Source organism: Poritiphilus flavus, assembly GCF_009901585.1.
Classification (GTDB): Bacteria; Bacteroidota; Bacteroidia; order Flavobacteriales; family Flavobacteriaceae; genus Poritiphilus; species Poritiphilus flavus.
The window spans coordinates 699,451-713,937 of the sequence record NZ_WXYO01000002.1; the positions used below are offsets into that span (position 1 = coordinate 699,451).

Genomic DNA, 14,487 nt, shown 5'->3' on the forward strand with positions numbered 1-14,487 from the left:
AACAAAATTAAGACAAGGATCATGCTAAAGAATAACCTTAAAATAGCCTGGAGAAACCTACTCAAACGTAAGGGTTTCAGCCTGATAAACATTATCGGGCTCGCATTTGGATTTACATGCAGTATACTGGTCTTTCTCTTTGTAAGCCATCACCTGAAATTTGATAATTTTCACGAGAATTCCGATCGTATCTACCGTTTTGTGACCGAAGAACACACAGACGAGATAGAATATGCCGCGAGTGTCCCCCCGGGATTCTCTAATGCCTTCAAAGAGGATTACAACTATGCCGAACTAACCGCGCGTGTTGTTAATCGCGAAAACCAGCTAATCTGGGTAGAGGAGGCCAATTATAAAAACAGGCTTGAGGAGGGGGTTGTTTTTGCCGAAGCGGATCTTTTCAAGATTTTCAACTACCCTATGCTCAACGGTTCCAATGAGGTGCCAATAGTTGATCCGAATACCGCGGTCATAAGCGAAAGCATGGCAAAGCAAATCTTTGGGCATACGGATGTTACAGGCAGATCTTTTGTGCTGTCTAACGAGGAACTCATTACCATAACCGGTGTGCTCAGAGACCTTCCGGAACATACCCTGATCCAGGGAGAAATCTTTGTTTCCTTTCCCACACTGGAAACTTACAGCCGTTTTCTCGGTGGGGAATCCTGGGGTGGGATCAGTTCCGATCTGCAATGCTTCGGGCTGTTATATCCAAACCAAAAGGTAGCCGAAATCGAAGAAGTCATTGCCGGATATGTTCAAAAGTTCCGACCGACCTCCAAAAACGTTCATCATTATAAACTCCAACCGCTTTCTGAGATCCACTTTAGCTCAGACTATAGCGGCGGGATAGATCTTGCCATATTGTGGATCTTTTCCATGATAGGCTTTTTTATTCTGTTTATCGCCTGCATCAACTTTATTAATATCGCAACGGCCCAGTCTGTATATCGATCTAAAGAGGTTGGTGTACGTAAGGTTCTCGGCGGGTATAAGAACCATCTGTTTTGGCAGTTTATGGCTGAGGCCTTTTTAGTAAGCCTTATAGCGCTATGCCTTGGTTTTGCCTTGTGCTTCCTTGTTTTGCCATACTTTAATGCTGTTTTTGATCTGAGCCTTTCCATGGCGACGCTCTGGGAACTCCCTTCACTCGTATTCGTGCTGCTGCTCTTATTAACCGTTGCCTTTTTTGCAGGTAGCTATCCGGGTATAGTACTCACCAGAATAACTCCCATATTGGCACTGAAAGGGAAACTCACCCAAAAGGATGCCGGCGGTTACCTTACCAGAAAAACCCTGGTAATCCTGCAGTTTTCAATTTCGGCCGCACTTATCATAGGTACTTTGGTGATCAACAAACAACTCCGATACGCCATTAATTCTGATCTTGGTTATGACAAGTCGGCAGTATTAATGCTTGAAATACCGGATGAACTGGAATCTTTGCAGATAAAGAGCCTGAAAGAACGATTTTTACGGTCCGCAGGGGTTGAAAAGGTTACGGCCTGTTTTGCTTCCCCTGGCGGGGCAGGTAACAACAGGTGGGGAACCAATCTGAACTACGACAACCGCCCGGAGGATGAAGAGTTTCCTATCCAGATCAAGACTGCTGACAGGGATTACCTGAATACTTTCAATCTAAACCTGGTTGCCGGAAGGAACTTTTACGAAAAGGACACGGTAGACGAAGTTCTGGTGAATGAGACATTCGTCAGAAAGATAGGTTCTCAATCACCGGAAGAGGTACTTGGCCATCAGCTGGAAGTATCAGGTGGCTTTGCAAAAGGCACGATTGTGGGGGTAGTAGCTGATTTTCACGATCGGGATTTCCGCGAAAGCATCAATCCTATATTTATCGCTCCGGTGAGCCGAAGTTATGCGGAGTTGGCGGTAAAGGTCAATATGGCCAATATCTCTGAAGTCCTTCCATATTTGGAGAAAGAGTGGTCTTCTGTATTTCCGGATCACATATTTGTCTATGACTTCCTCGATGAAAGGGTGGCTGAATTGTATAGGTCAGAACAACAATTCCTTTCACTGACCTCTATCTTCTCTGCTTTGGCCATCTTAATAGCCTGTCTGGGGATCTACGGGCTGATCGCCTTCCTTATCGCCCAAAAAACCAAGGAAATCGGAATTCGAAAAGTACTGGGAAGCAGCATCTCCAGTATCCTCGTATTGCTTACCAAGGATTTTTTAAAACTCATCTTATTCGCCGGCTTACTGGCTGCGCCGGTTGCCTGGTATTTTGGAGACCGCTGGCTGGAGCAGTTCCAGTACAGGGTTGAAGTACCCTGGTGGTCTTTTGGTATCGCAGTGGGATCGCTGATGCTCATAGCCCTTTTAACCATAAGTTTTCAAGCCCTTAGAGCAGCCAGGGCAAATCCGGTGAAAAGCCTTCGAACAGAATAAAAAAAGCAAGTCATGATAAAAAGCAACCTAAAAATAACCTGGAGAAACTTATTGAAGAACAAAACCTATTTTTCTATCAATGTTCTTGGATTGTCTATCGCCTTAACCGTGTCTTTCCTGATGTTGCTTTGGGCGAATGACGAATGGAACATGGACAAGTTCCACGAACAGGACGCTCAGCTCTATCTGGCCAAAAGGACCATCCCGCTGGAAGGCAATGTACTGGATGTGTACAATAACGTGTCTTATCCATTTTTGGAAGCTGCAAAGGCTGAAATCCCTGAAATAGAAAACTATCTGATCCTCGGTCCGGCCTTTGAGGATAACCTGACACATGATAATGTCAATTTCCGGGCCAGGGGGTCTTATACCAAAGCGAACTTTTTTAAAGATTTTAGCTTCCCCGTATTGCTGGGCGATATTGATCAACTAGACGCAAAAGTAGAAGCTCTGGCCATTTCGGAAAGCCTTGCACATCGGATCTGGGGAGACGAGTGGCGAACCAGGGCCCTTGGAAGCACTATTCATATTCATGATAATGGAGATTTTAGCGTGGAAGCGGTTTATGCCGATTTCCCGGAACAATCCTCTATTCGCAATGAGTTCTATTATAGCTTTGATAACTTCCTGAACAGGAATGAGTGGGTCATGCAGTGGGGCAGCAATGGTATGCGGGGAGTTTTTGTCCTGGATCCAAAGGCAGACCCGGCTCTTGTCAGCACCAAAACCCATGAGTTATTCCAGGCCAATTTAAGTGGAGAGTTTAAGGAGGGTATAATCTTTCAAAAGTTTTCGGATAACTACCTATATGGAAATTTTGACGAGCAAGCCAGGGTGAGCGGCGGCCGCATAGAATATGTCAGGATATTCACTATTGCCGCGATTTTCCTGCTAATCATTTCATGTATAAATTTCATTAATCTGGCCACGGCCTATGCTACCAAAAGGGCTGCAGAGATAGGAGTTCGCAAGAGTATCGGTGCCAGAAAGGGAATACTGATCTCCCAGTTCCTGACCGAAACCGCATTGATCACTTCCATAGCATTTCTGATTGCTTATTTCCTCACCTTGTTGTTGCTTCCCGCTACGAACGACTTTACTGCCAAGAACCTGGCCCTGAATCCGGCTAATTGGACGATGTGGCTTGTGATCATTGGGGTTTACCTGGTAACAACGCTTTTGTCCGGATTGTACCCTGCTGCTGTAATTTCTTCTTTTAAACCGGTGGATGCATTAAAGGGTAAAAGCCTGGAGAAGAAAAACACCATCTCCTTGAGAAAAGGCCTGGTGGTATTACAGTTCACGCTAACCACGCTTCTAATCGTCGCGGCTATGGTGGTAAGACTGCAGGTAGACTATATAAACCAGAAAGATCTGGGCATTGCCAAAGACCATATTATATCTATCCATCAGGATCAGAAGCTTACTGAGAAATACGATGTACTGCGAGAAGAACTCGTCAAATCACCAGCAGTCCGGGACGTGACACTTGTAGGGCCAAGTCCGCTGCATAACAATGCTTCAACCGGTGGTGTTGTCTGGCCTGGAAAACGGGAAGATCAGTCGAATATCGAATTTAACTTGCAATGGACATCGCACAACTTTCCGGAAGTCTTTGATATTCCGCTGGCAGATGGCAACTATTATCGTGAAGGCTTGATAGACACACTTCAGATTGTGGTCAACGAAAGGGCGGTGGAGATCATGGGCCTTGAAGATCCGATAGGCAAAACCATTGAGCTTTGGCGAACTCCAAGGCAGATCATTGGGGTATTGAAGGATTATCACAATCGCTCCCTCTATGAACCTATCCAGCCGGGAGTATACCTTCTGGACGCCCTGGATGCCGGAAATATGTTTGTAAAGCTGAAAGCAGGCAGTACAGAGGAAGGCTTAACGGCCGTGCAGCAGGCTTTTGCCGCGGTTTTGCCGGATGTCCCTCTGCACTATGATTTCCTGGACGAACAACACGCCGCCAATTACAGGAGCGAGATCGTTACAGGTGGATTGACTTTTTATTTTGCCCTGGTTTCCATACTCATTTCCTGCCTTGGACTTTTCGGGCTGGCGACTTTTGTAGTGAAGCAACGGACTAAAGAAATTGGGATACGTAAGGTTTTGGGAGCCAGTGTTTCGAATATCACCAGTTTAATTTCAAAAGACTTTCTGAAACTGGTCACTGCGGCTATTCTGATCGCCACACCTGTTGCCTGGTTCTTTATGTCTAAATGGCTAGAAGGCTTTGCCTATAAGATTGAAATGTCCTGGTGGGTCTTTGCGATCACCGGACTGTTTACAGTTTTGATCGCGTTCCTGACCATTGGTTTTCACACCCTGCGGTCGGCACAATCAGATCCGGTAGAAAGTTTAAGAACAGAATAAAATCAATGCTATGATCAAGAATTATTTAAAAATCGCCTGGCGGAACCTCCTCAAGAATAAGGGCTATTCTGCTATAAACATCGGAGGTCTGGCTCTGGGTATGGCCGTGGTTATTCTGATTGGCCTTTGGGTTGCAGACGAACTCAGTTTCAACACATATCACAAGAATTACGACAGGATTGGTCAGATCTATGAGCGGGCAGAAGACCCGGATTCAGGTGGATTGGTAGAAGGGAATTCCATGATGTACGTCACGGGCACGGTATTAAAAGAAAATTTCCAGGATTATTTCAAGCACATTCTCAGGGCCTATTGGGTAATGGATTTTAGCGTACGATATCAGGACGAGACCCTGACTCAGACAGGAGAATTCATTGACAGCGGTGCACTGGAAATGTTCTCGCTTGAGATGATCAAAGGGACATATTCAAGCATGGACGAGAGAAACGCCATAGTAATCTCGAATTCTGCAGCCAAAGCAATATTCGGTAAAGAGGACCCGATTGGTAAATCAGTAAGAATAAACAATGAGATGAATGGGGTGGTCAAGGGAATATATAAGGATCTTCCTAAAAATACGCGCTTTGAAAATGTTGATTTCTTTGCGAACTGGAATTTGTTAGAAGACAATTCCCCATGGATTGATGACATCCGCGATGTCTGGGATGATTATTCCTTTAATCTGTACGTAGAACTCAAACCGCAAGTCGACCCGGAATCAGCGCAGCTGGCACTAAGCCGTTTTTTTCGGGATTATGCCCCGGAAAGCTTTGCCCGACTGGAAAAGTACAAGCCGGAGCTTTTCATGTATCCCATGAGCAAATGGCACCTCTATAACGACTTTGAACAAAGCTACCCGACAAAGGGCAGGATCAGTTTTGTATGGCTCTTTGCAGGGATCGGGCTGTTTGTGCTTTGTCTTGCCTGTATCAACTTTATGAATCTCAGTACGGCCAGATCGGAAAAAAGAGCCAAGGAAGTAGGTATCCGAAAAACACTCGGGTCCGAGAAAAAGCTATTGGTATATCAGTTTCTGGGCGAATCCCTGCTGGTGGCGACAATGTCCTTTGTCTTAGCCTTGGCCCTGGTTTCCCTGGCACTTCCGTGGTTCAATAATCTGGCTGATAAAGCAATGCATCTTCCTCTGACTGAGCCCGGCTTCTGGTTGGTATGTCTTTTAATTACTGTCACAACCGGTCTTCTCGCTGGAAGCTATCCAGCCTTGTTCCTGTCTTCGTTTAGACCCATAAAGGTGCTAAAAGGCACATTTAAGGCCGGAAACTCTGCATCCTTACCTCGTAAAGTACTGGTCGTATTTCAATTTGCGGTTTCCATTGTACTCACCATAGGTACAGTGATCGTCTTCGGTCAGATCCAGCATACCAAGAACAGACCTATGGGGTATGACAGCCAGAACCTGATTTCAATCGAAATGAACAACCCGGAATACACGGGCAAATACAATCTGCTTAGAAATGAGTTAAAAAAAACCGGATTAGTCCTGGAAATGTCCCAATCCTCATCGCCATTAACCGGAATATATTCCAATTCCGGAGGGTTCGATTGGGAAGGTAAGGATCCCGACAGGGACACCCATTTCGGTATACTAAGGGTAAGTCATGATCACGGTAATGCCATAGGATGGGAGTTTGCAGAAGGAAGGGATTTTTCCCGTGACCTGGCTTCGGATTCAACAGCCATCATTATTAATGAAACCGCTGTCACTTATATGGGCCTGGAAGACCCGGTAGGTAAATATGTGACCAGGCCGAATACCCCACCACTCAAAATCATTGGCATTGTTAAGGACCTGGTGATGGAGTCTCCCTATCAACCTGTAAGGCAATCGGTCTTCTTTTTGAGTTATGAGGATGTTAATTATATCAATATTAAACTCAATACGAACGGCAAAACTTCCGCGGCAATTTCCAGGATAAGAGAAGTCTTTGCAAAAGTTGTCCCCTCGGCAAATTTTGATTATCGCTTTGTGGACCTGGAATACAACAAGAAATTCCAGTCCGAGCAAAGATTGGGGAGTTTAGCAGGGGTGTTCACGGCCCTGGCCATCTTCATCAGTTGCCTGGGATTGTTTGGGCTGGCCTCATTTGTCTCAGAACAAAGAACCAAAGAAATTGGTGTGCGTAAGGTACTTGGGGCTACGGTTTATAACCTCTGGAGTATGCTTTCCAAAGACTTTGTCACGCTGGTACTGATCTCTTGTTTAATCGCTGTTCCTATGGCCTTTTATTTTATGAATCGCTGGCTGGAAGGTTATGAATATCGTATGGAGATTTCCTGGTGGATCTTTGGTTTGGCCGTAGCCGGGGCAATGACCATTACCATTCTAACGGTCAGTTTCCAGGCCCTGAAGGCCGCATCTGCCAACCCAATAAAGAGTTTAAGGACGGAGTAATAAAAACAAAAATGTAATCATGCTCAGAAATAATTTGAAAATCGCCTGGAGGAACTTATTGCAAAAAAAGGGGTTCTCCTTCCTGAATATCGCCGGCCTTGCAATAGGAATGGCTGCAAGCTTACTCATCGGACTTTGGATCTATAGCGAGCTTTCCTTTAATCAGGAATTCGAGAATTACGATGATATAGCCCAGGTAATGCAAACGCAGACCTTTGGCGGTGAACTTAGTACAGCGGTCAATCAACCCATGCAATTAGCAGGGGCACTTAGAAATTCCTTTGATGATCATTTTAAACATGTGATTACCAGTTCATTTACCGGTGATGAACTGCTCACTTATGAAGAAACCAGGATCACTCGTTCCGGAAACTTCATGGAACCGGGAATAACCGAAATGTTGTCTCTTCAAATGATTGCCGGAAGTAGAAATGCCCTGGAAGATCCTACAGCTATCTTATTGTCAGAATCAACCGCAAATGCCCTTTTTCCTAATGCGGATCCAATGGGCAAGCTTATAAAGATCGGTACGGGCATGAAGGCTCAGGTGAAGGGAGTCTATAAAGACCTTCCCCGGAATTCAGATTTTGGCGACCTTACTTTCATTGCACCCTGGGAGTTGCTGAATACCGTAGCAAATTTCGAAGCGAGGTTGGGCTGGGGCAATAACTGGTTTCAAACCTATGTACAACTGCAGCAGGGAGCGGATATTACTGCAGTTTCAGAACTGATAAGGGATGTTAAGTACGATAACATTAAAAGTTCCGGAGACGATTCAGGGCCCATATCCAAACCAGTCTTGCATTTACACCCAATGAGCAAATGGCATCTTTACTCTAGATTTGAAAATGGGGTGAATGTCGGAGGGGCAATAGACAGGGTTTGGTTATTCGGTATCATAGGGGTATTTATTCTTCTTCTGGCTTGCATTAATTTCATGAATCTTAGCACCGCCAAATCCGTAAAGCGGGCCAAAGAAGTTGGAATTCGAAAAACGATTGGGTCAGGAAAAAATCAATTGATATTTCAATTCCTCAGTGAAGCATTTCTTGTTGTTTTGCTTGCATTCGTGATTTCTATAGTTCTGGTCCTTGCCGGCCTGCCTTTTTTCAATGACCTTACAGATAAGACCATGGCTATTCCATGGGGAAATCCCATGTTTTGGTTTAGCTGTCTTCTTTTTATGCTATTTACGGGATTTATTGCCGGCAGTTATCCAGCCTTCTACCTGTCGTCTTTCCGCCCCGCCAGCGTTTTAAAGGGAACCTTTGGCAATGCACAGGGAGCCTCGGGTCTAAGAAGAGTACTCGTTGTTTTCCAATTTACCATTTCTACCGTTCTCATTATAGGAACGATTACAATTTTCAAACAAATAGAACACGCCAAGAACAGGCCGTTGGGTTATAATAAGGAACAACTGCTCTATTTTCCAATCAATACCCCGGAGGTTAGGGAAAGGTTTGAAACCATACGGGATGAATTGCTACAATCCTCTTCCATTGAGGAAGTTGCTGCCTCAGATGTACTTATTTCTGACACTTTTATAAGCAATAGCGGTTTTAGCTGGAAAGGAAAAGATCCTGGGATGAGTGAAGAATTCAATACCCTAAGGGCTACCTATGGTTTTGGTGAAATGATCGATTGGGAATTGAAAGACGGGAGGAATTTTTCCAGGGAATTTAAAGGTGATTCCCTGGCTTTTATCGTTAACGAATCCGCGGTTCGTTATATGGGACTTGAGAATCCCATAGGGGAGATGGTAAAATGGGGTGATAACGGATCGTATAAGATAGTAGGAGTTGTTGAAGATATGATCACCCGTTCTCCGTACGATCAGGTCCGGCCTACCTTATTTATCCTGCACTACGGCCGTTTTCTCAGTTTTGTAAACATTAAAATAGGTGGCCGAGGAAACACCAGGCAGGCCCTTGCGCATATCGAAAAAATATTCAATAAGTACGACCCCGAAAGCCTTTTTACCTACAATTTTATCGATCAGGAATACGCTCGGAATTTCCTCAATGAAGAGCGAATGGGGAAACTGGCAACTTTCTTTGCACTTCTTGCTATTTGTATAAGTTGCCTGGGAATTTTTGGTCTCTCGGCCTTCGTTGCCGAACAGCGTACTAAGGAGATAGGGATCCGAAAAGTGTTGGGAGCATCGGTATCTGGTTTGATCGGACTTTTGTCCAGAGAATTTGTTGTTCTGGTGCTCGTTTCCTGTCTGATCGCAATTCCTACCTCTTATTACTATATGAACAGCTGGATGGACGACTTCTACTACAGAACTGAAATCAGCTGGTGGATCTTTATTGCCGCATTGGTCGGAGCCCTTGCTATAACGCTTCTCACGGTTGGCTACCATGCGTTTAGGGCATCTTATCTCAATCCGGTAAAGAGTTTGAGGGCAGAGTAAATCATCAATCATCAAAAAACGAGAATCATGAGGTCGAATTTCTTTAGAATCGCTTTTAGAAAGTTTTGGAAACAAAAGGCAAGTACTTTTACCAAATTGTTTAGCCTGATCGTTGGCATTGTAAGCCTTTTTTATATCGGGGTCTATATTTTTCACGAGACCTCTTACGATCGGTTTCACCGAAACTACAACAATATCTATAAGCTGAATACGGCCATAATATCACCCACAGGGAATCTGTCCCTGGGTCTTAGCGCCACTCCCTTAGGGCCATATCTGCAGACTGTGGTACCAGAGATTAAAAAATTTGTAAGAATAAACAAGGAATACGGCAGCCATGCCCTTCGATATCAGGATCAGTTGTTTTCCGAAACCGAAAACATTTACTATGCGGACCCCGATTTTTTCGCTCTTTTCAACTTTGATTTCCTGAGAGGTAACCCGGATGAAGCACTGATCGGGCCAAACAAAGTGGTTATTACAGAAAGAATGGCTCAAAAATATATGGGTAGCCTGGATGCGGTAAATAAGACCATCAACTATGACGACAAGGTTTTTACGGTTACCGCTGTCCTTAAGGACCTTCCGTCTAATTCGCACCTACAGTTTGATTTTCTGGTCTCTATGGACACTTTTATGGCCAAAAGCGATCCGAATGCCACACAAAACTGGACCTGGTGCCCGATGAATACCTATTTGCTTATCAACGAAAATGCCAGGCCCGGATCATTAGAACAAAGCCTGAAGAACATTCCCGCTTATCTTGAAGAGACCGAGGCCGGAGATCGGTATGTTGCTTCCATTGAACCCCTTAAAGGCCTGCATTTTAGTGACCCCAAACTGGGAGAATTGGGGACAAAGGGCAAAATATCAGACTTATACGTCCTGCTGGGAATAGGAATTATGATCCTGCTTTTGGCAGTATCCAATTTCATCAATCTGAGCACTGCCCAGTTCAGTTTCCAACACAAGGAAGTATTTGTAAAGAAAACCGTAGGAGCTACCAGGAGTGCGATTTTCAGTCAGTTTTTTAATGAAACCGTATTGCTTAGTTCCCTGGCCACCGTGCTAGCCCTTTTTGTGATCCTTGCCTCATCAGGTGTTTACGGAGATTTCCTGGGGTATAATCTGGATCTGAGTTGGATGTATAAGCCCCTTGCAATACTAGGCCTGATCCTGATCCCCATGGCACTTTCGCTTTTAGGAGGCATCTTTCCCGCCTTTAAATATTCGAAAATTGCCGAGGTTTCCGGAACCAATATAGCGAAGCGAAAGCAGTACCTGATCGATACCAGGAGCGCGCTTGTCGCTTTTCAGTTCCTTATCACCAGTGGATTGATCATTGGCGCTTTGCTTATCTATTCACAAATGAAGTATCTCAACGATAAGGATCTTGGAATGGACATTGCCCAGAGGATCGTTCTGGAATACGGTCCCAATTCCGGCATTGGGAATTCGTTTGAAACACTGAAAGAGGAGCTGGGGCAAATTCCCGGCATAGAAACGGTGTCTTTTAGCTCTCATGTTCCCGGGCAAATACCTAACGGGGTTTCCACCGGGATTTACGGGCTTAACGGTCACAATAGCAATGGGGAGATCAATGTGAACCTGGTGGATTACGATTTCATTAAAGACTATGGTCTGGAGATTATCGCAGGAAGAGATTTCAGAAGGGGGGAGGCAGACCGTACATCAGCCCTGATACTGAATGAGTCTGCCGTAAAGGCCTTTGGGTTTCAAAATCCGGAAGATATTCTTGGCGCGTCCTTTGAACAATGGGGAGGTGATGGCAAGGTGATTGGAGTTGTGAAGGATTTTAATTATCTGTCCTTACACCAAAAAGTAGGTCTTTTATCCTTAAAGATCTGGCCGGATCAGTTCATGAAGATCAGCATGAGGATCAATCCCCTGGAATTTGAGAATACCCTGGAACAACTGGCATCCAAATGGACCTCTTTATACCCTCAGATCCCATTCAACTATTATTTTGTTGACGATAATTTCCGGGCTCAGTATAATAAAGACCAACAATTCGCCAGTATCATAAACGGATTTACGCTGGTTTCCATATGTATAGGGATCCTTGGCCTTATTGCCTATGCCACCTTTTGGTGTGGCAGAAGGCGAAAGGAACTTTCCATTCGCAAGGTCCTTGGAGCTACAACAGGCTTACTTACCTGGAGGTTATACAGCGGATTCAGTATTCCTGTGCTCTCTGGTTTTGTACTGGCCATACCGCTAGCATATTACCTTGGAAAACAATGGTTACAGGGCTTTGCATATCAGGTAGAACTACAATGGTACTTTTTTATCATACCCCTGGGTATCTTATTGGTATTTACCTGGTTGGCCGTAGGGGTTCAGACCTTGCGGGTAGTAAGTTCGAATCCTGTGGATAATTTAAAGGAAGAATAAAAAATTAGCTATGCACCTACTGTATTTTAAAATAGCGATAAGACATCTGTTTAAAAACAAGATGTACGCTTTTATCAACATATTTGGACTTTCCGTTGGGGTGGCCTCTTTCTTACTTATCATGCTCTATGTTAATTATGAGAGAAGCTACGATACCTTCAAGGATTCAGACCGGGTTTACCGGGTTTATATGGACTATACGGAAGGCGATCGCTTCGTTCCCGGAGATGCGCAAACCTATATCGTCAGCGGACCGACATTGCAGGCAGAATTCCCCGAAATATTACAGTTTGTACGCATGAGACACGGCACGGGAGTAGTTTTTATGAGGGATAATCAGGTTTTTAAGGACAATACAGGAGCTATGGCAGACCCGTCTTATTTTGAGGTCTTTAACCGTAGCCTGACTCGGGGCGATGAAGCCACCGCACTCTCTGAACCCTTTTCCATTGTGCTTACCAAATCCCTGGCCGGGAAAATCTTTGGGGACACAGACCCTATGGGCAAAACCCTGCAGATTTACGGAGGAAGTAAACCCTTGCTGACGGTGACAGGAATAATGGAAGACATAGGAGAAAACACCCACATTAAGACATCCTACCTAATGTCTCTGTCTTCTTTCTATAAATGGGAGATTTTCCGGCAGCAATGGGACGTGACCTGGAACCAAAACAATTATTTCACCTATATCAAACTGGATGAGAATGCGGATCCGGCCAGTGTCAAAGAGAAGATCATGGGGTATAAGGTAGAAGCGTTACCCTACGAAAGGCACAATATGGAGCCTATAGAAGATATACACCTCTATTCTAATAAACCCTATGAAGCGGAAGCCAATGGGAACGCCAATAGTGTTCGCTTTTTGACTATCATAGCCTTTATTACCATATTGCTATCCTGGCTGAATTACATCAACCTCTCAACCACAAAGTCCCTGGAAAGGGCTAAGGAAATAGGAATACGAAAAGTTGCCGGGGCCAAAAGAACACAGTTAGTGCTGCAGTCATTGTTTGAATCTGCCGTGTTGAACCTGGCCGCTATGGGGATAGCTCTGGGCCTCACATACCTATTTTTGCCGGCATTTAACGGCTTTGTGGGACATGAGCTGAGCTTTCAACTCATGCAATCCGGTGACCTTCTGATCATGGGAGGTATTCTTCTTCTTGGGACTGTCCTGGCAGCACTATACCCGGCTTTTGTTCTTAGTTCGTATAAGCCTTCAAAGGCGCTAAAGGGAAAAATACGGGTTTCGTCTTCGGGGCTTAATATTCGGAAAGCTCTGATCGTTGGCCAATTCCTGGCAACTATTAGCTTATTGGTCGGGACCTTTGTGGCAAACAAGCAGATCCGGTTTATCCGAAATCAGCCCATAGGAGCAAATCTTAATAATTTAGTTGCCCTGAATGGCCAGATCCTTGAAACCGCATCCGATTCGATAATTCAGCTAAAGCGCGAAACCTTAAAGTCCGAGCTGCTTAAAAACCCCTTTGTCAATGGTGTGTCAATGGTTGAAACTTATCCTGGTGAAGACGAGATCAACCTCTCATCTTCCGTTGGTATTACATTTCCTAACGGGGTTACAGACGATAAGCGAATTTGGTATAACTATGGTGTGGATCATGTTTACTTTGACCTATTAGAAATGGAATTCGCGGCCGGCGAGCCTTTCAGGCCTGCCCAGCCGGAGGGCATAAAACAAGTTGTGATCAACGAAAGGTTTGCCAGGCATATGGGGATAACGGATTTTGAAGGTCTTGTCGGAAAAAACCTGGAATTTTTCGGCGATAACTGGGAAGTTTCAGGAGTCTTGAAAGACTATCATCATCTGGGATTGAAAAAGGCCATAGAACCATTGTTGATAAGACCAATACTAAGAAATACAAATACTTTATTAGTTAAGTTGAATCAGGAGGCCTCTTCGCTAAAAGCGACCGATGAAGCCCTTAAACAATTCCGCGAGACCTGGTATGAAGTCTTTCCTGAAAGTTCATTTGACTTTTCTTTTTTAGACAAACAATTCGAGGCTCAATACCAGGAAGACGTAAAGTTCAACACTGCCTTTATGATCTTTACCGTATTGGCTATTGTGATCGCTTCTCTGGGCTTGTTCGGACTCACCTCATATTCCTGCCTGCAAAGAAGGAAAGAGATCGGGGTTCGCAAAGTGAACGGGGCTTCCACTACCCAGGTATTGCAATTGTTGAATCGAGATCTTGTGCGGTGGGTAGGTATTGCCTTTTTGCTTTCCATACCGCTTTCCTGGTATGCGATGAGTAAATGGCTGGAGTCTTTTGCCTATAAGACTGAAATGAATTGGTGGATATTCGGGCTTTCAGGTCTGATGGCCTTGACGATAGCGCTTGCTACAGTCAGCTGGCAAAGTTTTAAGACAGCTTCTCTGAATCCGGCCGAAACCCTTAGGGATGAATAGCGATTAAATACTTAAAGA

Annotated in this window: 6 protein-coding genes; all 6 read left to right on the plus strand. The window is 44.7% G+C overall.

The window, feature by feature from the left end; genetic code table 11:
- Positions 1-21: 21 nt before the first annotated feature.
- The 6 genes from GTQ38_RS06365 to GTQ38_RS06390 are packed head-to-tail and all read left to right on the plus strand — an operon-like array spanning position 22 to position 14,469.
- Complete coding sequence (locus GTQ38_RS06365) at positions 22-2,412, plus strand: ABC transporter permease (RefSeq protein WP_161434633.1); 2,391 nt, start codon at positions 22-24, stop codon at positions 2,410-2,412.
- Positions 2,413-2,424: 12 nt separating this feature from the next.
- Positions 2,425-4,794 (plus strand): FtsX-like permease family protein, encoded by a 2,370-nt coding sequence (locus GTQ38_RS06370; RefSeq protein WP_161434634.1) that lies wholly within the window; start codon positions 2,425-2,427, stop codon positions 4,792-4,794.
- Positions 4,795-4,804: 10 nt separating this feature from the next.
- A complete protein-coding gene (locus tag GTQ38_RS06375; protein WP_161434635.1) occupies positions 4,805-7,207 on the plus strand; it encodes an ABC transporter permease in 2,403 nt (800 codons plus the stop codon).
- 19 nt (positions 7,208-7,226) lie between these two features.
- On the plus strand, positions 7,227-9,623 hold the full coding sequence (locus tag GTQ38_RS06380) for an ABC transporter permease (protein ID WP_161434636.1): 2,397 nt from the start codon (positions 7,227-7,229) through the stop codon (positions 9,621-9,623).
- Between the two features lie 27 nt (positions 9,624-9,650).
- On the plus strand, positions 9,651-12,038 hold the full coding sequence (locus GTQ38_RS06385; RefSeq protein ID WP_161434637.1) for an ABC transporter permease: 2,388 nt from the start codon (positions 9,651-9,653) through the stop codon (positions 12,036-12,038).
- A 10-nt stretch (positions 12,039-12,048) separates the two neighbouring features.
- Positions 12,049-14,469 carry an ABC transporter permease gene (locus GTQ38_RS06390; protein ID WP_161434638.1) on the plus strand — a complete coding sequence of 807 codons (2,421 nt, stop codon included), beginning with the start codon at positions 12,049-12,051 and terminating at the stop codon, positions 14,467-14,469.
- Positions 14,470-14,487: the final 18 nt, after the last annotated feature.

What these genes read in the sequence shown, in the direction of transcription:
- GTQ38_RS06390 (WP_161434638.1), top strand. Translation starts at nt 12,049, where the DNA reads ATGCACCTACTGTATTTTAAAATAGCGATAAGACATCTGTTTAAAAAC.
- GTQ38_RS06365 (WP_161434633.1), top strand. Translation starts at nt 22, where the DNA reads ATGCTAAAGAATAACCTTAAAATAGCCTGGAGAAACCTACTCAAACGT.
- GTQ38_RS06380 (WP_161434636.1), top strand. Translation starts at nt 7,227, where the DNA reads ATGCTCAGAAATAATTTGAAAATCGCCTGGAGGAACTTATTGCAAAAA.
- GTQ38_RS06375 (WP_161434635.1), top strand. Translation starts at nt 4,805, where the DNA reads ATGATCAAGAATTATTTAAAAATCGCCTGGCGGAACCTCCTCAAGAAT.
- GTQ38_RS06370 (WP_161434634.1), top strand. Translation starts at nt 2,425, where the DNA reads ATGATAAAAAGCAACCTAAAAATAACCTGGAGAAACTTATTGAAGAAC.
- GTQ38_RS06385 (WP_161434637.1), top strand. Translation starts at nt 9,651, where the DNA reads ATGAGGTCGAATTTCTTTAGAATCGCTTTTAGAAAGTTTTGGAAACAA.